This is a genomic window from Pseudomonas sp. FG43 (assembly GCF_057809175.1).
Genome location: NZ_JBMDJL010000016.1, coordinates 23,599 through 48,222, shown reverse-complemented (window position 1 = coordinate 48,222; position 24,624 = coordinate 23,599). Strand labels below are relative to the sequence as shown.

The following is a 24,624-nucleotide window of genomic DNA, read 5'->3' as shown; positions in this document are numbered from 1 at the left end:
TGGGGCGGACTCCTACAAGCGGTGTAGGAGCGAATTCATTCGCGAAGATCTCATTTCGGATAAAGCGGCGGCAACCCTGCATCGCCCGTCGGGTCCTGTATCCGCTCGGCAGCGGGCAGGGTGCGGATGGCACGCCATAGTTCTTCACCCAGCCAGAATTTGCCGGTTTCGCTGTACAGCGCGCCGTTCAGGCCATCCAGCGCATCGGATAGCGGCACGAAACGGGCGGCCATATCGGTCAGGGTTTCGGGTTGCTGGCGTGCCCAGGCGTCGAGGGCCTGACGGGTTGCATGGGGATCGTTGGCCGTACATGCGCGCTTGAGATCGTCCAGCACGGTGCGCGGGCTTGGCCCGGTCTGTACCGTGCGAGTCACCGCTGGCATGCCGCGTGCCCGCCACCAGAGGATCAGGCTCACCAGGGTGGTGAAGGCAAAAAACAGGGTGCTCAGTTGCCACGGCCAGACCGGCGGGCCAATGATCGTCAGGCCACCTTGCTCGTTGTTGACCGGGGTGTCCACTGCAAGCCCCGGATTGTTGTTGATCTGCAGGGTCCGCGCAGGCAGGCTGCTGTGCTCCAGGTGATCTTCGCGGGTGTTCCACCAGGTCACGTCCACGGTAGGCAGGTCGATGGCGCCGGGACGATTGGGCACCAGGGCTTCACGTTCTTCGCGAGTGCCGATCAGGCCGCGTTCACTGACCAGATTACCCAGTTGCGGTTGATCCGGGTAATGCCTCAGGCCCGCGACTTGCGTGGCAGGCAGCGGCGGCAGTTGCGAGCCGGACAGGCCTTCGGCCTTGAGAATGATGGTGCGGGTCAGGGAGTCGCCGACCTGACTGTTGCCCGGTTCGGGGTTCCAGTTTTCTTCGAGGGTCACACTGCGGGCTGGCAGCCAGGGCACATCGGCCGGGTAGTCGGCAGGCTTGGGTTTGACGTTCAGGGGAATCCTGGCAGAGCTGACCCGCATCAGCTTGCCCGGCTGCGGACCGAACGGGCTGGCTTCCTGATTCTGGAGGCCGGTCTGCACCAGCGTTGCACTGAAGACCAGCGCCGGAACCTGAAGCGTGCCGCTCTGTTGGGGATAGATCGCATAGCGCGTTTCGATCACGCCATGGCGTACGCCATTGATCAGTTTTTCATAGGTGCGCGAGTCGCCGAGCTTCTCGACCCGAGCCTCGGCGATCTGCAAGGCGCTCAGGCTGCTGTCGTCGAACAGCGATACCGAGTGATAGATGCGCAGCGTCAGTACCGCCTGGGCCTGAACGTAGACGCTGTCCTGATCCAGACTTGCCTCAATGAAGATCGGCGCCAGTTTGCTGCCTTGCTCCCGGGTGTCGCTCTGCATGACTTGCAGGCTGACCGGCTGGCTTTTCATTTCACCCAGTTGCAGCGAAGGGATTACCACAATGCCGGACTGTCTGGGCAACAGGGTAATGATCCAGCGTGTCGTGGCCTGGTTGCCGCCATCCAGTGTGGTCAGCCGGTTGATCTGGCGGGTGCCGCGCACATCGAAACTGTCATCCAGAGGGCTCAGGTCGGGCTTGCCGAACAGCGTGACATCGGTGGTTTCCAGGGTCAGTTCCACGGTCTCGCCGGAATTGAGGCGCGTGCGATCGACCTTGGCGATCAGTTCCGCTGCCTGTGACGACAAGACGACCAGCCCCAGAATCAGGCCGGTCAAAAGGGTGTAAACACGACTCATCGGGTCTTTTCCTGATGTTGCTGTTCGTAGCGAAATTTGCGCCGCAGCAGCTCGCCGGGATCGTCCGGGATCTGCCTCAGCCATTGATCCAGTGCCTGGCGTCGTTCGACAGTGATCTGGCTCTCGGCCGGCTGGATCGGTGGACGAGTGGTTTGTTCGTCGTCCAGCGTCGAGCCTGACTTGTCGTTTCCAGCCGATTCAGGCGGCTGATTGTCGGTACTGTTTTCCTCCTCGGATTGAGGGGGGTTCTGGTCCGCTTCAGGTGTGCTGCTTGTCTGTTGATGTGGAGCCTCTTGGCCGTCTTCGCCTTGCTCGCTCTTGTCCTGCCCTGTTTCTGACGGGGTTGGACTGTTGGCCTGATCCAGCAGGCGCTGGATCAAGGCCTTGTTGAATTGTGCTGCCGGGAAGTCCGGTTGACGCTCCAGAGCCTGTTCGTAAGCGTCCAGTGCCGCTTCCAGTTCCCCGCTATGGGCCAGGGCATTGCCGCGATTGTAATGATCGGCAGCCGTGTTGCCCTCGGCGAAGCGTTGTGCTGCCGTGGCGTAATCGCCTGCTTCATAGAAGGCCATGCCTTTCCATTGCGGGTTTTCAAAGTGCTGCGCGGCTTCGGCCGGGCGGCGTTGCTCCAGCAAACGCTGGCCCTGTTGATCCGGGCGCAGCCAAAGGTCCTGAAACTCGAATGCCTGACTGTTCTGCGGCAGCATGAACAGCAGCGGCAGACAGAACAGCCAGCCCCGTCGCCCGGCACAGGCTGCCAGCAACAGCAGTGGCAACAGGAACCAGTAACCCTGATCGGCCCAGGTATCCAGGCGCAGGACCTGCCCGTCGCTGCGCAGGTTCTGCGGACCGGCAAACAGGCCCAGGCTGCGCAGGTCTTCGTCGTCCATTCTGGCTTGACGATAGCTGCCGCCAAGGTTGTTGGCGAAATCGTTGAGGCTGGCGCTGTCCAGACGCGGTACCAGAATCGCGCCCTGGGCGTCCTTGAGCAGGCTGCCGTTTTCCAGTGTTACCGGAGCACCTTCGGCGGTGCCGATGCCCAGGATCAGCAAGGGCGGTGATTGTCCTTTGAGAAGCTGCTCGATGCCCTGGCGTTCCTGTTCGTTCAGCGAGGAGCCGAGCAACAGAATCCGGCCCTGACCCAGTGCGCCTTGCTTGAGCAGATCAAGTGCTTTCTTGACGGCCAGATCGGCGCGTTGACCGGCCTGGGGCATGATCGATGGCTTGATGGCATCCAGCAGGTTATGACTGGTCACCTGATCGTCGGACAGCGGCACCAGCGTGTGGGCGCTGCCGGCATAAACGATGATTGCGGTCTGTGAGTCGCTGCGCGCCTGCAACAGGTCGAGCAGTTTGCGTTTGGCCTGTTCCAGACGTGTCGGTGGGCTGTCGGTGGCGAGCATTTGTGGTGTCAGCTCCAGCAACACTACCAGCGGATCGACCGGTTTCTGGCTGATCTGTTCGACACGCTGCCAGCCGGGACCGAGCAAGGCCAGTACGGCCAGGGCCCAGCAGAGTCCCAGAATGACCCACGGCAATTTGTTGTTACGGCCGCGTCCGCCGCTGAGCAGCACGGAATGGAACGCCACGGGCATGATCATCTGCCAGCGTCCGGCGCGTTTCTGCCGGTGCCAGAGGTGCCAGATCAACAAGCCCAGCAGTGGCAGGATCAGCAGCCACCAGGGTCGCAGCCAGTGAGGCCAGAGTGCGATCATCGTGGCCTCCGGATACGTTCCAGACGTTTACGCAGGCGCACCAGACGTTGCTGGTTGAGCAGGCGTTGCAGGGCGTTGTTGGCCCACAGATCGAGCAGAACCAGCAACACACTCGCCACCAGTGCCGCCGCCAGCGGCCATTGATACAGCGCCATGGCCGGACGAGCCTGGGTGGGCTGCTGGGCAACGGGCTCCAGTGAATCGAGGGTGAGGCGGATCTTTCTCAGCTCATCGCCGTCACGTGCGCGGAAGTACTGGCCGCCGCTGAGGGTTGCGATTTCCTTGAGGGTGGGCTCATCCAGATCCAGGCTGGGATTGAGGCCGAGCATGCTTTGCACACCGCTGCTGTCGGGGTCGGAGCCGATGCCGATGGGGTAGATTTTCACTCCTTCCTCAGCGGCCAGCCGTGCAGCGGTCACCGGATCGATCTGCCCGCCGTTGTTGGCGCCGTCGGTCACCAGCACCAGCACCCGGCTGTTGGCCGGACGCAGGCGCAAGCGTTTGAGCGCCAGGCCGATGGCGTCACCGATGGCTGTGTTCTTTCCGGCAATGCCGATCCGGGCCTCATCGAGCCAGATGCGGACGGTGCGGCGGTCGAAGGTGAGGGGCGCTTGCAGAAATGCCTGACTGCCAAACAGGATCAGGCCGACGCGATCACCCTGGCGGCTTTCAAGAAAGTCGCCCAGCAGGTGCTGGACCAGAACCAGCCGGCTGACGTCTTCGCCTTTCCACTGCATGTCGGGGTAGTCCATGGAGCCGGACACATCCACGGCCACCAGCAGATCCCGGCCGCTGGCGGCAATCGGCAGCGGTTCGCCCAGCCATTGCGGGCGCGCCGCAGCGATCAGCAGCAACAGCCAGATCAGCAGCAGTGGCAAGCGTTGCCGCCAGGCAGGCAGATTGGCCTTGGCCCGGCGTCCGCTCAACTCTTCAAGTTCGTTGAGAAAGCTGACTTTGAGCGCCGCTTCACCGCTGTCTGCAATTGGCAGCAAAAACCGCATCAGCCAGGGCAATGGCAGCAGGGCGAAGACCCAGGGCCAGGCGAATTCAAACATGTTTGCGAATCCAGGTTTCGACCGACTGTGTCAGGCCGGTAATGGCCTTGTCGTCGAGTTTGCATTCGGGTTTATAAGCGCCTTCGACCAGAATCATCCAGCGGGTCAGGCCCGCGGCGGGGCAGCGGTTATCGAGGAAAGCCAGCCATTTTCGACCGTTGAGGGTATGGCTCTGGCTGTGCGGATAGTGATTGCGGCACACGCGCTTGAGCAGGCCATTGATCTGTTGCAGCCAGGCACCGGCCGGTGCGCCGTCGTAGGGCTTGGGCAGGCTGGCCAGCTCGGCCAGCGCCGCAAGGCGGACCGGGTCCAGAGGTTGCTCGCTGCGACGGTTGCTGGATTTGACCGGCAGCAGCACGCGCAGCCGCCAGAAACCCCAGGCCACGGCAGGTATCAGCAGCATCAGCAACCACCAGCCCGGTGCCGGCGGCCAGAAGCCCACGGGAGCAGGGGTGATCAGTGGTTGTAGCTGATCCAGAGGATTCATTTGTTTTTTACCGGACGCCGGGCATCCAGATAGTCACGCAATTGCTCGACCATGGCGGTTTGGGTGCTCAGGGGCATGAGTAATACCCGCAGCTTTTTCGCCAGCAGTTCCCAACGGTCGGAGCGAGCCTGGCCTTGCGCGCGATAGGCCTTGCGCAGTTCGGGGTCCAGAGTGTCGAGTTCCAGCTGGGCACCGCGTTCGGCAAAACGCAGCAGGCCGGCAGCAGGCAGTGCCCGGTCCAGAGGATCGGAAATGGGCAGCAACAGCAGGTCGCAATGCCGTGATAGCAGGCTCAACTGCTGTTCTGCCGCCTCCGACAGGGCGCGCTCGTCACACAGCACAATGACCAGACTGCCAGGGCGCAGCACTTCGCGTGCCCGACGCAGGGCAATGCCGAATGCGTCGCGGTCGGCGGCAATTTCGGTATGCAGCGACTGATTGACCCGCACCAGTCGATTCAAGAGCTGCAACAGGCATTGCTTGCTGCGCCGGGGCTTGATTTCGTAATGCTCGTTGTCGCCGAACACCAGCCCGCCGATCCGGTCGTTATGTTCCAGTGCGGCCCAGCCGATCAGTGCGGCAGCCTGAGCCGCCAGCACCGACTTGAACATCAGCCCTGAACCAAAGAACAGACGACGGCTTTGTTCCACCATGATGAAGATCGGGCGTTCGCGTTCTTCATGAAACAGTTTGGTATGCGGCTCCTGGGTCCGGGCCGTGACCCGCCAGTCGATGCTGCGCACATCGTCGCCGGCCTGATAGACCCGCACCTGATCGAAGTCCACGCCACGCCCGCGCAATTTGGAGTGGTGCAGGCCGATCAGGGGGCTGCGCCTGCTTGGCGTTGAGAACAGTTGCACTTCCCGCACGCGATGGCGCATCTCGATCAGCTCGCTGAGGCTGACACGAATGCCCGGCTGTGAGATCAGGTAGGGTTGCATGGCTTCAGGCAACGGCGACGACGTCGAGGATCCGCTGGATTACGCGGTCCTGATCAATACCGGCAGCCTCGGCTTCAAACGACAGAATGATGCGATGGCGCAGCACGTCGAACAGCACTGCCTGAATGTCTTCGGGGCTGACGAAGTCGCGTCCGGCCAGCCATGCGTGCGCACGGGCGCAGCGGTCCAGGGAAATGGAGCCACGGGGGCTGGCACCATAGCCGATCCATTCGGCCAGTTCCTGATCGAACTTGGCCGGAGTGCGGGTGGCCATGACCAGTTGCACCAGGTATTCCTCTACTGCGTCGGCCATGTACAGGCCGAGAATTTCCTTGCGGGCAGCAAAGATTGCCTGCTGGCTGATCCGGCGCTCGGGCTTGGTTTCACCGTTGAGTGCTTCACCGCGGGCCTGTTGCAGGATCTTGCGCTCTACGGCCGCGTCCGGGAAACCGATCTTGACGTGCATCAGGAAGCGGTCCAGCTGCGCTTCGGGCAGCGGATAGGTGCCTTCCTGTTCGATGGGGTTCTGCGTGGCCATGACCAGAAACAGCGGTGACAGGTCATAGGTACTGCGCCCGACGCTGACCTGACGTTCGGCCATGGCTTCGAGCAGGGCCGATTGCACCTTGGCCGGAGCACGGTTGATTTCGTCGGCCAGTACCAGATTGTGGAAGATCGGCCCTTGCTGGAAGACGAAGCTGCCGGTTTCCGGACGGTAGATCTCGGTGCCGGTGATATCGGCCGGCAGAAGGTCCGGAGTGAACTGAATTCGGTGGAACTGCGCTTCGACGCCTTCGGCCAGCTCCTTGATGGCCTTGGTCTTGGCCAGACCCGGAGCGCCTTCGACCAGCATGTGGCCGTCGGCAAGCAAGGCGATCAGCAAGCGTTCGATCAGCTTTTCCTGGCCGAGGATCTGCGTTGAAAGAAATGTTCGCAGCGCAATCAGCGCTTCACGATGTTCCATCGATGAGTGTTCCTGGCAAGGTAATCAGCGGTGTCACACGACACCGAAGCTGGGGGCGATACTTTAATCCATCCCGATAGGGATCGACTAACCGCTACAGGGTTTTTTATACACTTTCAGGAAGTAGGTGGCGTTTATTTGGGAATCGTCCCACATGTTTTGTCAAAGATGCGTGTAGGTGTGTGAACTGGGAGGGTCCTTGGCCGCGACGACCAGCTTCCAGTCACCGCATTTTCAGAGCCTTCAACATGCTGTCGCGGCCAAGGCCCCTCCCACGGATTGCCTGCTCACTCAATCGCAATATGAGTGTCAGAAGACGCTATCTACCCTGTGTCGTTCGGGCGACGTTTTATAGCCGATAGAAGTCTGCGGCGTTCTCCCATAGAACCTTGTGTGCAGCCTTTTCGCCCAGTGACTCCATGACCAGTTCGATATCGCTCGCCTGGAAAGGGCGTGGTGCGCGGGTCGAGGGCAGGTCGGTGCCGAACATCAAGGCATGGGGGTTGGCCGAGTAAATGTCCTTGAGCGCTTGCTCCACCGGAAAGTCCACACGCCCGAAGCCACACGCCTTTACCCGTATACCCCGCTCTGCAAGACGCAACACGGTGGGCAGACCTTCCCGGCTCAGGCCCAGATGATCGATGCTGATGGCGGGTAATTGCAGCAGACGGGTTTCGATTTCGGCCAGTTCCCGGGAGTCGATATAAAGCTCCGAATGCCAGCCCAGTTGCCGATGCACACGTCTGGCCAGTGATTCGAGTTGATCCAGTTGCTCCGAGCCACCGCGCTTGAGGTTGAAGCGCAGAGCTCGCACGCCGAAGCCATTGAGGGTTTCAAGCTCGGCATCGGTGACGCTGGCGGGCAATTGGGTTACGCCGACGAAGTCTGGCCCGAGCCGACGCAGGGCCTCAAGCAGATAGCCTTGGTCGAAAGCCTGAAACGACCCGGAAACCACTGCCCCGCCCGCGACACCCAGCGCAGACGTGGCTGCCCGGTAGTCGGCGACGCCGAAAGGGTCGGGCAAGTAGCCGTTGTTGGCCTTGAGCGGGAAGTGCGGATCGATGATATGGCAGTGGGCATCGAAGATAGGCTGCATGACAGGCTCCAGATAGCGAAGCCCTCACCTTACTCCTTTGCGTTGCTCGAATTCGCTGATGTATGTACCGACATTTTCAAAAGTTATCTGCAGTTCAGCTCTGCCGCCCGTTTATCTCCCATTGTTGAATACCTTTGCCGCCTGTCTATTAGAGGGCGTCGAGGAGGGCAGGGTCTGCTTCACTTTTTCATTAGCGGTCTTTAGCAGTGGCCATTTCATGGACGAAATGACTCGGTGTGTTGCCATCATGAAGAAGGAAGCTGGAAAAGTCGCCCAGACAGATTCTGCTCTGGCGATTCTGTTGAAAAGATTCGCTCAGCCTCAAACGCCACAAGCGGCTATCAGTGATCGATTCCCCTCGGTGTTCAGCATTGCCAAAGGCACCACTGCGCAACTGCTCGAATCTGACCCTTTGCTGCATATATCGACTGCGCGTAGTTTGCATGCCGCATCTGTTTCCATGACTGCAATGGTTGCCCGGCAGTTTCGGGAAAGGCGACTGACGGCTTCGGTGCGGCGAGCGTTACGTTACGAAAACGGGATCTCCAGTCTGGTAGACACACCTACTTATACCGACATGTTCAACCCTGACTGGGCCAGCCATTGTCCTCCTGACGCAATCGAAGCTACTACTTCGCCAATTGCCTATCTGGCAGATCTGTACCGGGAAGTGGAGACCATCGAAAAGACAGGCGATCAGGAACGAATCATTACCCTGGCAACTCGACGACCTGATCTGGCTTCGTTGATGCTGGATCATAACGCACTCAATCGCATTGAGCCGACTCTGGTATTGGCCAATGAAATTCTTGAAAAGTCGATTCGCAGTTATCTCGATGGCATCAGCCTGCAAGACAAGTCGGTGGATGATGTCATGTTGGAAACACGTTATCCGTTTGCATTGCCATACGAACGTTACCAGCAGCAAATCAACTACGTGCTCAATCGCAGGGAGCGTCTGCCCGGCGATCCGATTCGGGCCGCGGATCCGGCTTATCCGTACTTCAAGGAGCCGGGTGTACATTCGCTGCTGTCCGATATCGCGCTGATACAGGACAGCGGTCTGGGGCCTGTGCAGCAGGGGATATTGGTTGAAGCGCCGCATATGGTCGCGCTTGCGCCTGATGATCAAGGCAGGGTGATCAACCAGCGACGTATCAACCCCAGAAATGGAAAGCTTGAAAGCGCGCTTCCGGCAATATCAGATTTTTTCAAGGACCACTTCGGCACCGATGACATACTGGCATTAACTGATACTCAGACGTTCTGCCTGAGAACCGGGCTGAGCACTGACCAGCTCGATTCATTACTGTCGGTGGGACCTTACGCACCCTCGCTATCAGCCAACGTCACTGATCCAGGCGCAACGGTTGACGGTTCAGCTTACGGCTCGGTTTATATAAACGCCGGGCAAAGCCCTGGAATCGCCATCAAGTCGACTGAGGAGCAGGGAGTACCCGTCCATCGCTTGATCAATTGCCCGGTCGAGCGCTTTGATCGGATGAATCGCATGATTCGTCTGGCGCGCTGGCTGCAATTGCCGTTCGAGGATGTGGATCAACTGCTCACAGCTTCCCAGCAAGCGGAGCAGCGTGCAGCCAATGTGGTTCGGCGACGTACGGCATCTTCCCCAAATCTCATTACGCAGGACACGCTGCGTGCGCTTGGCTTGTTCCAGGTAGTGCGCACTCTATATGACGTCCCGGCAGAAGATTTTGCAGCGCTGCTTTACGGTATGGCGGTACACGCTCGTGGCAAGACGCCGTCGCAGTTCGACCGGATATTCAATCGTCAGGCCATGTTTTCCATACCGCTTGTTCTGGACGGTTCGCCCTTCACGATAACGCCGAAGAGCGAAACCGAACGGCAGAAAGTCGACCACTTGTGTGCGGCACTGGGGTTGACCTATGAGATGTACCGGTTCGTTGCCAAGGTTGTCGAGCAGTCCTGGGCGGGTGAGTCTTTGCACTGGACGCGGGAGGTGGTATTTGCCTTTTATCGGCTGGTCAGGCTGCCACGCTATCTTGGGCTCACTACGATTGAAACGCTGGCGCTCCTTGAACTACTGGACGATGGCGGCAGTCAGTTGACCTCGAAACTGGCCGGTATTACACAGATTGCCACTTATTACGCTTCGGCCAATACCGACACTTTGAGTGTCATCCATGCTCTGGTGGACTGTGCAGCGTGGCTACAGGCAAACAAATGGACCGTCGCGCAATTGTGCCGTCTGGTATTGCCTGCCGTAACACAGCCCGTAGCAACCGATGCCGAGCACAATCTGCTGCAACAAATCCACTCACGGCTGACGTCTGCGCTTATCACCGAAAGCAGTTTTGCCCAGGTCGGAGCGCCTGACTCGTCACTGATCCTGCAAGTCGATGACAATGGCATACAGGCTTATCTCAGCGAACCGATCGACTGGTTTGCAGAGTTGAGCGGTTTTGTCGATGCCGGGACGACGAACCCGGCTGCCAAAGGGTTGGTGAAGTATTTGAAGGGAGAGAGCGAAGAGGTATTCGAGCACGCTCTCAGCAGTGATGTGAAACATGTTCTGGAGACGCTAGGTCTGCCAGTCGAGGAGTTACATCCAAAAATTACCAATATGATCATGCGCGCCAGGGGCGCACAGGAAGCCTTGCTGATGGAAGGCCTCGCGGGTTATTTGGGTGCATCCGCAGACCAGGCCAAGGCCCTGTTGTTCTGGAGTGAGGGCAACCGCTATCAATTGCTGGCTGAAGTGCTGCGTGTCTACGGTTTCAGCACGACAGCAAATGTTGCCATTGGGGACGAGGTTTTACTGGTTCTGGATGCTCTGTCAAAACGTGCTGTGCTCTGTGGGCATCTGACGCTGAGCCCGGCGCTGATCATTCAATATGTCGAGCATCCCGAATGGTTTGGTCTACCGGATACCGAACTGTCTCTGCAATCCGTTTACTTCCTTACCCAGTACGCCAACGCACTACGCCTCAGTGAGCAGGACGAAGACACGTTGCTCGACTATTTTCGGTTGATCAACACCCTTTGGGAAGGCGCAACGGAGGGCGACAAGCGTCTGATACGTGACAGCGCTGCCAGCAAACTGGCCGGCTTTCTGCGTTGGGGGGTACGTGATGTCCTTGCAGTTGCCCACCAGTTGAACCCCGATACAGGCGTCATTTTTACCCTCCGTGAGTTTGATGTATTGGCGCGCGAGTCCTTGCTCAGTCGGCATACGGGACTGGACGCAAATGCCTTGTTGGCTCTGCATGAACTGACTCCGACAACCTCGACCGAACTCTATCGCAAGGCGGCGGAGCTGGCACTGAGCTGCTTGACCGAGGCCGTGCCCGCAAGTGCTGTTGGTGAAGTGGGGCAAAGCCATTCCAGTGTGATTACCGTGACTCCAGATTACCTGGTGGCCCAGCGTGGGGGAGAACTCGCAACCTACACCATCACCTTGCGTGATTTCATGGATGAGCCTTTGGACAATGTGACGGTCAGTTGGACGACGGATCTGGGCAGTCTTGATCAGGTAAGCAGTATCACGGACGAATATGGACAAGCCTCGAACACTCTGCGTAGCGGTAACGTGATGGGGATGGTGCATGTTGTCGCCCATTACGGACTTGGCGAGCAGTTGATGGCCCCGGTTGTGGTCATTGGCTGCGATGAAGATTCCTTACACTTCATAGAGGGGGAATACGAGCCTTCGACGGCTCTGGCCAATAAAATTGAGGGTATTTATTTCTCTGTCACGATGGTCGATGACTATGAAAATAAGGGAATTGATCGTGCTGTTGAATGGGGCGCGACCCTCGGGGAGTTTAAACGCTTTCAAACCTATACCGATGATCAAGGTATTGCCAGAGCTGAGTTGCGGAGCCGGCCTGCGGGTGAGTCCATAGCGATTGCACACTATAAAAATGGCCGTGAGTGGGAATTTGTTCCTGTCGAGTTTGTGAGTATTCCTTATTTTCAATATGTGCGCTTCAGCAATACGGTAGTGGTCGGTGTTGAAGCGGAGGTACGGTGCAGTCTTGTAGAACTGGATGGTACGCCCGTTATGGGTGCGGAAGTGACTTGGAGTGATGATGTGGGTGGGGTGTTAGATGCAACCAGTAAAACCGATGATAACGGTATTGCTATTGCACGATTCATTACTGATAAAGAGGGTAAGGTTGTGGTGACTTCTAGTGTGGGTGCCCCAACCAAAGACAAGCACAGTGAGCAAACGGTAATTTATCCAGCGGCCGTCATTGATAAATACGAAGCAAGTGATGTCGAGTTTCTTGTCGGGAGTGCGGACCCTCTTGTATTTTCTGTATGGCTGAAAGCGGGCGGGCAGGTTGTTCGGCGTTTTCCTGTCGAGTGGTTTATTGATGAAGGGTTGATTGCTACCACTTACACTGATAGTAATGGTGTTGCAAATTTTAGTTCAAAATTTACAACGGGAAAACATGTGGTAAAAGCGGTTGTCGGCGGCACTGATGAGTCAGTTGAGTTTCCAGTTTCTGCATTGCCTCCGTGTGAGTTTGAGGTGGTAGTGGACGGGACGCATGATCCGAAAAATCCTGATCTTCTGGCGAAAGGATATTCACATAGTCTGCTTGTGAAAGTTGTTGATCAAAGCGGGAATGCTCTTGAAGGTGTTGAGTTTAGGATGAGCCATGTCTATCAACCGTTTAACTATACTATTGTGGGGCTTGAAGAAACCAAGGTGTCCTCGTTGGAGGGAATCAGATTTCCGGTTCATTGTTCGCACAGTGCTACCTACGGGGAGATTGCAGTGACTCTGAGTGGGCGCTTGCCAAAGACGTTTGTAAAGTCTTACAAGATTGGATGGCTCTGGAGGATGGAGGCTGCGAATGTATTTAGCTTTAAAGAAGACTGCGATATATATTACGCGGATTGGGGGAGTAATAGCTACTTGGCTGGTCGTGATGCAGGAATAATGACCTCGCCACTTGATGTGAGTATCATGATTGATTTTTCTATTAAGGGTAAAGATTGGAGGGCTTCTGTGCCTGTTGTAGATATGGGGAACATTATCATGGCGTATATAAGACCTCCTGATGTTGAGGGGGTGGCCGTAGGTGATGTGTTGGTATCCAGTTATTCCACTGGCTTGAATGGTTATATCTCTGTTGTTTCGGGGGAGGTTGTAGTCCGCCTCCTCGGCTAAACTTTACCAGGGTCATTATTATGATCAGCCATATAATTCCCGAACTCGAAGAACAACGCCGTGACGCTTTGGTTGGTTATTACCTCGGTCAGCTTGTTCCTTCGGATGCAACCTCCGCTCCCTTGGGGTTGACCACGCCTGATGATTTATACGAATACCTGTTGATCGATAACCAGGTCAGTGGTGAGGTTGAAACCAGCCGGGTTGCGCAAGGTATTGCCAGCATTCAGCAATATATCAATGCCATCTACAACGGCATGGAGCCAGGGTATGCGCGTGGTTTTGATGACGAGCGTTTACGGCTCTGGCGTGAAGGCATGAGTGAATACAGCGTCTGGGCAGGTTACCAGATGATTGAGGACTACCCGGAAAACTATATTGATCCGACACTTCGCCTGAACAAGACCAGTCAGTTCGAGGTGTTTGAGTCGGAGCTGGGGCAAAGCCGCATCAATGAAGATAATGTAAGTTCGGCTCTGAAAAACTATCTGGACAGCTTTGAGCTCATCAGTAATCTACAGGTTGTTGCCTGTTATGTAGACGGTGAAGATTTTCGACGGGCCGACTATTATTTTGTCGGGCGTCAGAATGTTGAACCCTTTGCTTATTACTGGCGTATGGCAAAAATTGATTTACAGGAAAACAGCACTCAGATATTGCCATCGGCGTGGACAGAGTGGAAAAGGATTGATATAGCGTGCGATGCGAAGGTGCAGCATGTACGCCCGGTCGTAGTGGATGGCCGGTTACATTTTATCTGGGTGGAGCTTGGACAGGCAGAAACCGATGACCTGGGTGCAAAAACCGGTAAATATTATTATCGGGCCAAGATGTCCTATAAGCACATCTCTGACAAGTGGTCGTCCGCAACGGTGATTTACGAAGGGTTGACCGAAAAGCAGAGTCTGGATAGTCGTCATGACGGGAGTCCCTTGGCAGGGCGTTTTACTCTTGTGGCTGCCATGGATGTTCGTTTTGCAGGTGAGCCTCGTTTGATTATTTGCTTTCAATATAGAACGGATGCCAGTACGGCAGAAGTGACGGCTGATCCTGAGCGTTTTGTGCGGGTGTTCGATAAGCTTTTTAACAGGATTGTATTGAGTCAGGCTGAAGAGATACAGCTGTATGGAATTGCTGTCACCCTGCTGGGCGGGAACCCGGCGCGTGCGCAATATCCCTTGAGCGGGAAATACGCTGACGGTAATAGTGAGTGGATGTTGGATGGCGTTATCTGGAGTACGAGTGGAGATAATGACATGCCACCAGGAGGTATCAATCAATCGCTTGAACTTAAGGCGGAACTTCGCAGTTCGGGAGACGGATGTGTGTTGGAGACGCAGGGTATCTGCTCTGCAAAGCGCTATCGGCGTAGCGAGTTCTATATTTGTGTTTATGGAGCAAGGCGAGTAGATCTATCTGAGTGTAGGTTTGTTGTAGAGGGTACTCATAAAGGATTTCAGCTTGAAATTACAATTTCCATTCCCAGCTTTTTTTTACCAACTGTACGCGGCGACTTGAATTGGAATGAGGAAGTCATCAAGAGCTTTGGTACTGAAGATTTTGAATTGATATCTACTGATGATCCTTGGGTTTCTGTTTATCGGGCCAATTTTGATTTATCCATTAATCCTGAAGATTTCCCAACACCGACAACTGAAGAGGTTAAAGCGGGAGCCGGATTCGCGCTGGATTTCCAGGGGGAGCCGGGGCTTCTGGACAGTAACTCCAATCATTATGGTGAAACGATGGTTACGGTGACTCAAGGTTTTGATATCTGGGATACCTCTCCGGCCGTTTCGAGTCAGCTTGTGCTTAATGGTGCAGCCAAGACACCAGTAGAATCCATTTCCTGGCCCGGTATTGAAACGGTAAAAGTCCTTCATTTCGGAGCGCTGCCCAAAGGTTCCGGTTATGGTTATAACGAGTTTCATATTACAAGAACCGTAAAGCCGACGCCGGTACCTCTTATTGTCACTACGCCTGCGGGAGGACAATTCCTTGATCTGGAGGCGCTCAAGTTAACCTCTTTGCGTTATGTACGAATGAATACCACCTTCGCCAGAGAGCTAGTAAAAAAAGCTGAGCTCTCTCTGAAAAGTGTATTGAGTTGGGAAGTTCAGCATACCCAGGAGCCACCGGCTCCTGGTAGCACCTCAGTGCCACTGGATTTCAAAGGTGCCAATGGCCGTTATTTCTGGGAACTGTTCTTTCATGTCCCGCATCTGGTTGCCCACCGGTTACATACCGAGTTCGATTATCTGGGGACGGAAAGCTGGCTGCATTACCTGTTCAATCCCTTGGAACGCATTGCGCCCCTGTATCCGCCACCTGTTGCAGAACACCCATATTGGACCAGCCGGCCGCTGACCTTTGAAAATGACCCGGCCTACGAGTGGGGCGGGCTGGGCGATCCCGATGCAATCGCCTATGGCGCGCCATCCCATTACCGCAAGACCATTTTCGTCTTTTATCTGAATAATCTGATTGCCCATGGCGACATGCTGTACCGGCAGTTGACTCGCGATACGCTCAATCAGGCGCAGCTTCTGTATGTTCGGGCGGCTTCATTGCTTGGGCCTCTCTCCAAAGGCCGCAGCATCAGCCGCTGGACTCCCATGATGCTTAAGGATGCTGCCGCCAGTGATAAGTCATTGTTCGCGGACTTTGAAGCTTCGGGGCTTGAGGGGCTGGAAAGTGATATCCCGAGCCATTCTGAGGGACAGCTCTGGTTGCACTTGCTGGATGCGCCGTGGTTTCGTCTGCCGGTCAACACCAGACTGCTTGATCTCTGGGACCGCCTGGCCTTGAGGCTTTATAACCTGCGTCATAACCTGAGCCTGGATGGCAAGCCCCTTTCTTTGTCGCTCTACGCACCAGCGGCAAATCCGACCGATCTGCTGCGAGCACAGGCCGCGGGCGGCGGCAGTGGCCAGCGACGTCTGGGTTCGCTGGCGATCATTCCTCCATACCGTTTCCGGGCCATGTTGCCGAGGGTACAGAATGCAGTCGAAACGCTGATCCGCTATGGAGATCAATTGCGTAACTATATGGAGTTGCGTGATCGTGCCGATCAGGAGGAGTTGCAACAATCTCATGTGCTGGAGCTGTCGGCCTTCACCGAGACTCTGCAGACGCAGATGATCGAGCATGCAGTCAAATCCCGAGATGCGTTGACGGGGAGTCGTGCTGCCATTGAATCGCGTAAAGTCTATTACCAGCAACTGGAGCAGGAGGATGTCAGCCAGGCCGAGAAACGTGCAATGAGTTTGCAGGGTGATGCCAAAGACAAAGATGAAAGTGCCTTGATCGATACGGCTATCTCCCATGTAATTGATGCTTTGGTTCCATCCATCTTTGGCACCTCGAACGGTGGTATGCGCCCGGCCGGATTTGGCTTTTCTGTTGCAACGTATCTACAGAGTGAGGCGTTGGGAAAATCCAGAGATGCCGAACAGGCGCTGATCAGCGAACAATACCGCCGCCGTCGCATCGAGTGGCAGTTCCTGGCCCGTCAGGCCGAACAGGATCTGGAGGCGATTGACCTGCAGATCGAGGTTCAGGACATTGCCGTCGAGGCCGCCAAGACCAGCCTTGCACAAGCGACCAAGGCTCAGGAGCAGGCTCAGACCTACTACACCTTCCTGAAAAATCGTGCCACGGGGCCAGCGTTGTATCAATGGCTGATCGGCCAGATGGCGACTCTGTATTTCCAGGCTTACGATGTGGTGCTGTCGATGTGCCTGGGGACCGAGGCCTGTTGGCAGTACGAAATCGGTGATCGCGATACACGATTCATTCCTGTCAACGCCTGGGCCGATAACCGTTACGGGCTGACAGCAGGCGAGATGCTGAAACTGGGGTTGTTACAGATGGAGTCGGCGTTCCTCTCCCGGCACGAGCGGCGGCTTGAACTCACCAAGACGATCTCCCTGAAAGCCCTGCTCAAGAACTACGACCCCGGCGCAAATACTCGTGAGCCTGAACCTCGTGCAACGGGCTGGGAAGCAGTCATTGCCCAACTGGAAACCACAGGAGAAATTGCTTTCGATTTTGACTCCTCGTTATTCGACAAGGATTATCCAGGCCATTATTTGCGTCAGATCGTGCGCCTGTCTGTATCCATCCCCGCCGTGCTCGGGCCTTATGAAGATATTCGCGTGCTATTGACTCAGCAGACGAGCAGCGTGTTGTTGACTCCTGATATTCGCGGCGTGAATTATCTCTACAAAGAGGCGGGCGAGTTGCCGCCGGATTCGGATGATGAGGTCGATCCGACGCATATCGTATTCAACCCCAGAGCCAATCAGCAGATCGGTATTTCCACCGGCGTGGATGACCATGGCATGTTCATGCTGGATTTTGGTGACGAGCGTTACTTTCCGTTCGAGGGGACGGGGGCGGTTTCCCGCTGGACCCTGACTTTTCCACGTCATGAGTCTGAGCGGCAAAAGGCAATTCTGGGTTCGCTGACCGATATCATCCTCCACGTGAAATACCTTGCGGTGGACGGTGGCAAGGTATTCAACGCGGCAGTGGAAGCGTTGGTAAAGGCTGTGGAAGAGGGCGAATCTCCCAGACGTGTCAGTTGAAACTGCTTTCGAGCGTGCCGACATCCTTGAGAAGTATCTGCAGGGTTTCACGCACCTCGCCCAAATCATCAGCCGAAGTGTCATGCAGAATCTCGTATCGGGTATCGCCACCCAGGGCTTCTGCATCCTCGGCTGAAATCTCTACCACCAGATGCGTGGCATTCAAGGAAACCTTCAGGGCGGTGACGTACACCGTGTCATCGCAGACGGTGATTTCGACTTCGTCTTCATCCGGAAAACGCGCCAGGGAAAACAGCTCGTTCTTTTCGTCATGGCAGCAAAGCAGCGCCATGTCGTCGTTCTCGTCGTCGCAAGGATTGGCGAGTAAAAGGGCGGTCTTGATTTGCATGTCGAGGTCCTGGCTGGGCTAGCGGACGAGTGTGCCAGCCCCGGAAAAAATTTGCTGGGTAATTCACCCGGGCAGGACCTGTACACCCGCCGCATCTTTATCTGAAGAAATAATGCCTTCCCGAATGAATTCGGTCCCACAGATTTGCCATGCAGGGTTTATGTGACGGCACCTGTTCGCGGATGTCCGAATATGTCGCAGCCCTGTAAGTATCGGCCAGCCTGCTCTCGTTAAGCTGCGATCAGATGAGTGGTCAAAGAGCCACTCCGTTCCGTGTCGATCTCATTTGTGAAATGGAATGTGACGACTCGTTCGCGGCAAGCGTTATTTCTTTAGCTTTACACTCTGCCATGCTGTGCCTCTGCCCGTTACATCCCGGTGCAGTCTGGTACGAGACACTTCCATCAAGCTTCCTCCTTATAAAAGCAAAGCGGAGTACCACAGATGGCGTTCTTCACCGCAGCCAGCAAGTCCGATTTCCAGCACCAACTGAAATCGGCACTGGCTCAGCACATCAACGAACAGGCATTGCCACAAGTAGCGCTGTTCGCTGAGCAATTCTTCGGCATCATTTCCCTGGATGAACTGACCCAGCGTCGCCTTTCCGACCTGGCAGGCTGCACCTTGTCCGCCTGGCGCCTGCTGGAGCGTTTCGAGCATGGCAAGCCTCAGGTGCGGGTCTATAACCCTGATTACGAGCGTCATGGCTGGCAGTCGACTCACAGCGCCGTTGAAGTGCTGCATCATGACCTGCCGTTTCTGGTCGACTCGGTTCGTACCGAACTGAACCGTCGCGGTTACAGCATCCATACCCTGCAAACCACCGTCTTGAGCGTGCGTCGCGGTGCTGCGGGCGAGTTGCTTGAGTTGCTGCCCAAGGGCACGACAGGCGAGGGTGTGCTGCAAGAGTCGCTGATGTATCTGGAGATCGACCGCTGCGCCAATGCCAACGAACTGAGTGTGCTGGCGCGTGAGCTGGAGCAGGTGCTGGGTGAAGTCCGTGCTGCGGTAGAAGATTTCGAGCCGATGAAAGCGCGCCTGCACGAGTTGCTGGCAAGCATCGACACCAACGAATACAACGTTGATGAGCAAGAGAAGGCCGAGATCAAGGTCTTCCTGCAATGGTTGGTGGATAACCACTTCACCTTCCTGGGTTATGAAGAATTTGAAGTTCGCGGTGAAGGCGATGGCGGTCAACTGATCTACGACGAGTCGTCTCTGCTGGGTCTGGCCAAGCTGCTGCGCCCGGGGCTTTCCAGCGAAGACCTGCATATCGAAGGTTATGCGGTGAATTACCTGCGCGAGCCGACACTGCTGTCGTTCGCCAAGGCCGCGCACCCAAGCCGTGTACACCGTCCGGCTTACCCTGATTACGTTTCGATCCGTCAGATCGATGCGTCGGGCAAGGTCATCAAGGAATGCCGTTTCATGGGCCTGTACACCTCGTCGGTGTATGGCGAGAGCGTGCGTCAGATCCCGTACATCCGTCGCAAGGTCGCTGAAATCGAGCGTCGTTCCGGCTTCGATGCCAAGGCTCACCTGGGCAAGGAGCTGGCGCAGGTCGTTGAAGTGCTGCCACGCGACGATCTGTTCCAGACGCCGGTGGACGAACTGTTCAGCACCGTGATGTCCATCGTGCAGATCCAGGAGCGCAACAAGATTCGCGTGTTCCTGCGCAAAGACCCGTATGGCCGTTTCTGCTACTGCCTGGCCTACGTGCCACGCGACGTGTATTCCACCGAAGTGCGCCAGAAGATCCAGCAGGTCTTGATGGAGCGCCTGAAGGCCAGCGACTGCGAGTTCTGGACCTTCTTCTCCGAATCGGTCCTGGCCCGTGTGCAGTTGATCCTGCGCGTGGACCCGAAGGTGAATCTGGATATCGACCCGGTACAACTGGAAAACGAAGTCATCCAGGCCTGCCGTTCTTGGAAGGACGATTACTCAAGCCTGGTGGTCGAGAGCTTCGGCGAAGCCCATGGCACCAATGTGCTGGCCGACTTCCCCAAAGGCTTCCCGGCAGGCTACCGCGAGCGTTTCGCTGCGCACTCTGCTGTCGTGGACATGCAGCATGTCCTGAGCCTGAGCGAAACCAACCCGTTGGTCATGAGCTTCTATCAGCCGCTGGCCGGTGGTCGTCAGCAACTGCATTGCAAGCTGTACCACGCCGACACGCCGCTGGCGCTCTCGGATGTGCTGCCGATTCTGGAAAACCTCGGCCTGCGCGTGCTGGGCGAGTTCCCGTACCGCCTGCAACACGCCAATGGCCGTGAGTTCTGGATTCACGACTTTGCCTTTACCTATGGTGAAGGCCTGAACCTCGACATCCAGCAGCTCAACGATACGTTGCAGGATGCTTTCGTCCATATCGTGAGCGGCGATGCCGAAAACGATGCCTTCAACCGTCTGGTGCTGACCGCCGGCCTGCCATGGCGCGACGTGGCGCTGCTGCGTGCTTATGCCCGTTACCTGAAGCAGATTCGCCTGGGCTTCGATCTGGGTTATATCGCCAGTACCCTGAACAACCACACCGACATTGCCCGTGAACTGACGCGCCTGTTCAAGACCCGTTTCTATCTGGCACGCAAGCTGGGTTCCGACGATCTTGACGACAAGCAACTGCGTCTGGAGCAGGCGATTCTCACGGCGCTGGACAACGTTCAGGTGCTCAACGAAGACCGCATCCTGCGTCGCTACCTTGACCTGATCAAAGCGACTCTGCGGACCAACTTCTACCAGACCGACGCCAACGGCCAGAACAAGAGCTACTTCAGCTTCAAGTTCAACCCGCGCCTGATCCCTGAGCTGCCCAAGCCGGTGCCGAAGTTCGAGATCTTCGTCTACTCGCCGCGCGTCGAGGGCGTTCACTTGCGTTTCGGCAATGTGGCCCGTGGCGGCCTGCGCTGGTCGGATCGCGAAGAAGACTTCCGTACCGAAGTGCTGGGGCTGGTAAAAGCCCAGCAGGTGAAGAACTCGGTCATCGTGCCGGTCGGTGCCAAAGGCGGTTTCCTGCCTCGTCGCCTGCCGCTGGGTGGCAGCCGCGATGACATCCAGGCTGAAGGCATCGCGTGCTACCGCATCTTCATCTCGGGTCTGCTGGATATCACCGACAACCTCAAGGAAGGCGTGCTGGTGCCGCCTGCCAACGTGGTTCGTCACGATGACGACGACCCGTACCTGGTCGTGGCAGCCGACAAAGGCACTGCGACTTTCTCCGATATCGCCAACGGCATTGCCATCGACTACGGCTTCTGGCTGGGCGATGCCTTTGCTTCCGGTGGTTCGGCCGGTTATGACCACAAGAAGATGGGCATCACCGCCAAGGGCGCGTGGGTGGGTGTGCAGCGTCACTTCCGTGAGCGCGACATCAATGTCCAGCAGGACAGCATCAGCGTGATCGGTATCGGCGACATGGCCGGTGACGTGTTCGGCAATGGCTTGCTGATGTCCGACAAGCTGCAACTGGTCGCAGCCTTCAACCACCTGCATATCTTCATCGATCCAAACCCGGATCCTGCCACCAGCTTCGTTGAGCGTCAGCGCCTGTTCAACCTGCCGCGTTCGGCCTGGACCGACTACGACACCAGCATCATGTCCGCTGGCGGCGGTATCTTCCCGCGCAGCGCGAAGAGCATCGCGATCACCGAGCAGATGAAAGCGCGCTTCGACATCAAGGCCGACAAGCTGACCCCGACCGAGCTGCTGCACGCGCTGCTCAAGGCTCCGGTGGATCTGTTGTGGAACGGCGGTATCGGTACTTACGTCAAGTCCAGCGAAGAATCCCATGCCGATGTGGGCGACAAGGCCAACGATGCACTGCGCGTCGATGGCAACGAGTTGCGCTGCAAGGTCGTGGGCGAGGGCGGCAACCTGGGCATGACCCAACTGGGCCGTGTCGAGTTCGGCCTCAATGGCGGCGCGACCAACACCGACTTCATCGATAACGCCGGTGGTGTTGACTGCTCCGACCACGAAGTGAACATCAAGATCCTGCTCAACGAAGTGGTGCAGGCCGGTGACATGACCGAGAAGCAACGTAACCAGTTGCTCGAAAGCATGACCGACGAAGTCGGCAACCTGGTGCTTGGCAACAACTACAAGCAGACCCAGGCTCTGTCGCTGGCGGCACGTCGCGCCTACGACCGGATCGCTGAATACAAGCGCTTGATGAATGACCTCGAAGTTCGCGGCAAGCTGGATCGCGCCATCGAGTTCCTGCCGGCCGAAGACCAGATCGCCGAGCGCGTTGCTGCCGGTCAGGGCTTGAGCCGTGCCGAGCTGTCGGTATTGATCTCCTACAGCAAGATCGACCTCAAGGAAGCCTTGCTGGAGTCCCGTGTTCCGGATGACGATTACCTGACCCGCGACATGGAGACGGCGTTCCCGCCGTCGCTGAGCGCCAAGTTCTCGACCGCCATGCGTGCTCACCGCCTCAAGCGCGAAATCGTCAGCACCCAGATCGCCAATGATCTGGTCAACCACATGGGCATCACCTTTGTGCAGCGGCTCAAGGAGTCCACTGGCATGAGCGCGGCCAACGTGGCGGCTGCCTACGTGACCGTACGTGACATCTTCCACCTGCCGCACTGGTTCCGTCAGATCGAGGCGCTGGATTACAAGGTTCCTGCTGAAATCCAGTTGTCGCTGATGGATGAGCTGATGCGTCTGGGCCGTCGTGCCACACGCTGGTTCCTGCGCAGCCGTCGCAACGAACTGGATGCCGGTCGTGACGTCGCTCACTTCGGTCCACACCTTGCAGCGCTGGGCCTCAAGCTCGATGAGCTGCTGGAAGGACCGACCCGTGAGGTCTGGCAGGCTCGCTACGAAGCTTATGTTGAAGCCGGCGTGCCCGAGTTGCTGGCCCGCATGGTTGCGGGCACCAGCCACCTGTACACCCTGCTGCCGATCATCGAGGCTTCCGACGTCACCGGGCATAACGCTGCCGATGTAGCCAAGGTGTATTTCGCTGTGGGTAGCGCGCTGGACGTGACCTGGTACCTGCAACAGATCAGCAATCTGCCGGTGGAAAACAACTGGCAGGCGCTGGCCCGTGAAGCGTTCCGTGACGATATCGACTGGCAACAACGTGCGATCACCATCTCCGTGCTGCAAATTCCGGAAGGCCCTGCCGATCTGGAAGAGCGTCTGGCCTTGTGGCTGGAGCAACACGCACCGATGGTCGAGCGCTGGCGTGCCATGCTGGTCGAGCTGCGTGCGGCCAGCGGCACTGACTACGCCATGTATGCAGTTGCCAACCGCGAGTTGCTGGACCTGGCAATGAGTGGGCAAGCCGTCGCGGTCTGATGGTCTAGCCCGGTTGTAACGAAAAGCCCTGCATCGTCGCGATGCGGGGCTTTTTGTTTTCAGGGTGCAGGATTTGAAGGCAACATTTTTTCGCGAATGAATTCGCTACCGTATGAGCGAATTCATTCGCGAAAGCTCACAGAATCACTGCCGCGTGCGAGACATGGAAAGCGCACGCAAGCCATCGTCTGTCGCGAGCGGCACGCCGGGTATCGGCTCTTGCACGGCGAGCAGTCCGTCTTCGTAACCTTCGGGGCTCGTGCATTGCCAGTGCCAGGCATCGCGCAACATGGTTTCCAGGCCATGCCGGGCTACCCAGCCCAGTTCACGCAACGCCCGTGACGGATCGGCCCAGCATTGCGCGACATCGCCGGGACGCCGCTCGCGCATTTGTACAGGCACCTTCATCCCGGTGACCCGCTCGAAGGTACTCACCACTTGCAGCACCGAATAGTCGATGCCTGTTCCCAGGTTCCAGGCGCGGATTCCGCTGTTGTTGCGCAGGTAGCGCAACGCATCGAGATGTCCGGCGACCAGGTCTTGAACGTGTATGTAGTCCCGCACGCCGCTGCCGTCCACCGTCGGGTAATCCCCGCCATAGACCGGCAGCACCGGCAACTGCCCGTCAGCGACGCGCAGCAGATAGGGCAACAGGTTGTTCGGGATCGCGGTGGGCGATTCGCCGATCAGCCCCGACGGGTGAGCGCCAACCGGATTGAAGTAGCGCAGCAGCGCGATGCGCCAGCGTTGATCGGCACGCGCCAGACTGCCGAGCACCTGTTCGGCCATCAGCTTCGATTGGCCGTAGGGATTGGTTGGCCGGCCTCGGCGTGCCTGTTCGTCGATAGGCATCTTGCGGCAACTGCCATAAACGGTAGCCGACGAACTGAACACCAGAGTGAAAACACCGGCGGCTGCCATCGCCTGGCACAGGTTGATACTGCCGCTGACATTGGTGTCGTAGTAGTGCAGCGGCTTGCGCACGCTTTCGCTCACCGCCTTGAGGCCAGCGAAGTGCAGCACTGCCCGGATCGGGTAGCGTGCAAACAGTTTGGCGAGCACTTCGCGGTTGCGCACATCGCCTTGCACCAACACAGGACGACGGCCACAGATCTGTTCTATTCGTGTCAGAGCATGTGGGCTGCTGTTGCAGAAATTGTCCAGAACCAGCACATCTTCGCCTACCTCCAGAAGGGCGAGTACCGCGTGGGCTCCGATGTAACCAGCTCCACCGGTCACAAGGATCATAGAGTCACCTTCGCATGA

General features: G+C 57.2%; 12 protein-coding genes. 3 read left to right on the top strand and 9 right to left on the bottom strand.

Annotated elements, in window-relative coordinates; translation table 11 throughout:
- Positions 1-50 precede the first annotated feature (50 nt).
- From ACODS3_RS18310 to ACODS3_RS18280, 7 genes are all read right to left on the bottom strand, one after another.
- A complete protein-coding gene (locus ACODS3_RS18310) occupies positions 51-1,700 on the bottom strand; it encodes a BatD family protein (protein WP_489035615.1) in 1,650 nt (549 codons plus the stop codon).
- Entirely contained in the window at positions 1,697-3,412 is a 1,716-nt protein-coding gene (locus ACODS3_RS18305) for a VWA domain-containing protein (protein ID WP_489035613.1), read from the bottom strand. The genes ACODS3_RS18310 and ACODS3_RS18305 overlap by 4 nt, the downstream gene beginning before the upstream one ends.
- The gene (locus ACODS3_RS18300; RefSeq protein ID WP_201019820.1) at positions 3,409-4,467 is read right to left on the bottom strand and encodes a vWA domain-containing protein; all 1,059 of its coding nucleotides are present in this window, start codon (positions 4,465-4,467) and stop codon (positions 3,409-3,411) included. The genes ACODS3_RS18305 and ACODS3_RS18300 overlap by 4 nt, the downstream gene beginning before the upstream one ends.
- Positions 4,460-4,954 (bottom strand): DUF4381 domain-containing protein, encoded by a 495-nt coding sequence (locus ACODS3_RS18295; RefSeq protein WP_201004399.1) that lies wholly within the window; start codon positions 4,952-4,954, stop codon positions 4,460-4,462. The genes ACODS3_RS18300 and ACODS3_RS18295 overlap by 8 nt, the downstream gene beginning before the upstream one ends.
- Positions 4,951-5,895 (bottom strand): DUF58 domain-containing protein, encoded by a 945-nt coding sequence (locus ACODS3_RS18290; protein ID WP_201004397.1) that lies wholly within the window; start codon positions 5,893-5,895, stop codon positions 4,951-4,953. The genes ACODS3_RS18295 and ACODS3_RS18290 overlap by 4 nt, the downstream gene beginning before the upstream one ends.
- Positions 5,896-5,899: 4 nt before the next feature.
- Entirely contained in the window at positions 5,900-6,859 is a 960-nt protein-coding gene (locus ACODS3_RS18285; protein WP_025259182.1) for an AAA family ATPase, read from the bottom strand.
- A gap of 349 nt (positions 6,860-7,208) precedes the next feature.
- The gene (locus ACODS3_RS18280; RefSeq protein WP_201019819.1) at positions 7,209-7,955 is read right to left on the bottom strand and encodes an amidohydrolase family protein; all 747 of its coding nucleotides are present in this window, start codon (positions 7,953-7,955) and stop codon (positions 7,209-7,211) included.
- A gap of 58 nt (positions 7,956-8,013) precedes the next feature.
- On the opposite strand from ACODS3_RS18280, the gene ACODS3_RS18275 reads away from it, so the two are divergent.
- Positions 8,014-13,119, top strand: a complete 5,106-nt coding sequence (locus ACODS3_RS18275; protein ID WP_489035610.1) for a Tc toxin subunit A — start codon at positions 8,014-8,016, stop codon at positions 13,117-13,119.
- A gap of 20 nt (positions 13,120-13,139) precedes the next feature.
- A complete protein-coding gene (locus ACODS3_RS18270; RefSeq protein ID WP_201019817.1) occupies positions 13,140-17,708 on the top strand; it encodes a Tc toxin subunit A-related protein in 4,569 nt (1,522 codons plus the stop codon).
- On the opposite strand, the gene ACODS3_RS18265 is transcribed toward ACODS3_RS18270, so the two are convergent.
- A complete protein-coding gene (locus ACODS3_RS18265; RefSeq protein WP_201019816.1) occupies positions 17,701-18,057 on the bottom strand; it encodes a hypothetical protein in 357 nt (118 codons plus the stop codon). The two genes, ACODS3_RS18270 and ACODS3_RS18265, sit on opposite strands and share 8 nt — an antisense overlap.
- Before the next feature lie 444 nt (positions 18,058-18,501).
- On the opposite strand from ACODS3_RS18265, the gene ACODS3_RS18260 reads away from it, so the two are divergent.
- Positions 18,502-23,358: an NAD-glutamate dehydrogenase gene (locus tag ACODS3_RS18260; protein ID WP_201019815.1), complete on the top strand. Its 4,857-nt coding sequence runs from the start codon at positions 18,502-18,504 to the stop codon at positions 23,356-23,358.
- Between the two features lie 144 nt (positions 23,359-23,502).
- Here the strand turns inward: ACODS3_RS18260 and galE are convergent, their stop codons facing one another.
- On the bottom strand, positions 23,503-24,606 hold the full coding sequence (galE, locus tag ACODS3_RS18255; RefSeq protein ID WP_201019814.1) for a UDP-glucose 4-epimerase GalE: 1,104 nt from the start codon (positions 24,604-24,606) through the stop codon (positions 23,503-23,505).
- Between the last annotated feature and the right edge of the window lie 18 nt (positions 24,607-24,624).

Bases quoted from the DNA above. Each gene is read 5' to 3' on its own strand.
- ACODS3_RS18310 (WP_489035615.1), bottom strand. From the start codon at position 1,700: ATGAGTCGTGTTTACACCCTTTTGACCGGCCTGATTCTGGGGCTGGTC.
- ACODS3_RS18305 (WP_489035613.1), bottom strand. From the start codon at position 3,412: ATGATCGCACTCTGGCCTCACTGGCTGCGACCCTGGTGGCTGCTGATC.
- ACODS3_RS18300 (WP_201019820.1), bottom strand. From the start codon at position 4,467: ATGTTTGAATTCGCCTGGCCCTGGGTCTTCGCCCTGCTGCCATTGCCC.
- ACODS3_RS18295 (WP_201004399.1), bottom strand. From the start codon at position 4,954: ATGAATCCTCTGGATCAGCTACAACCACTGATCACCCCTGCTCCCGTG.
- ACODS3_RS18290 (WP_201004397.1), bottom strand. From the start codon at position 5,895: ATGCAACCCTACCTGATCTCACAGCCGGGCATTCGTGTCAGCCTCAGC.
- ACODS3_RS18285 (WP_025259182.1), bottom strand. From the start codon at position 6,859: ATGGAACATCGTGAAGCGCTGATTGCGCTGCGAACATTTCTTTCAACG.
- ACODS3_RS18280 (WP_201019819.1), bottom strand. From the start codon at position 7,955: ATGCAGCCTATCTTCGATGCCCACTGCCATATCATCGATCCGCACTTC.
- ACODS3_RS18275 (WP_489035610.1), top strand. From the start codon at position 8,014: ATGTATGTACCGACATTTTCAAAAGTTATCTGCAGTTCAGCTCTGCCG.
- ACODS3_RS18270 (WP_201019817.1), top strand. From the start codon at position 13,140: ATGATCAGCCATATAATTCCCGAACTCGAAGAACAACGCCGTGACGCT.
- ACODS3_RS18265 (WP_201019816.1), bottom strand. From the start codon at position 18,057: ATGCAAATCAAGACCGCCCTTTTACTCGCCAATCCTTGCGACGACGAG.
- ACODS3_RS18260 (WP_201019815.1), top strand. From the start codon at position 18,502: ATGGCGTTCTTCACCGCAGCCAGCAAGTCCGATTTCCAGCACCAACTG.
- galE (WP_201019814.1), bottom strand. From the start codon at position 24,606: ATGATCCTTGTGACCGGTGGAGCTGGTTACATCGGAGCCCACGCGGTA.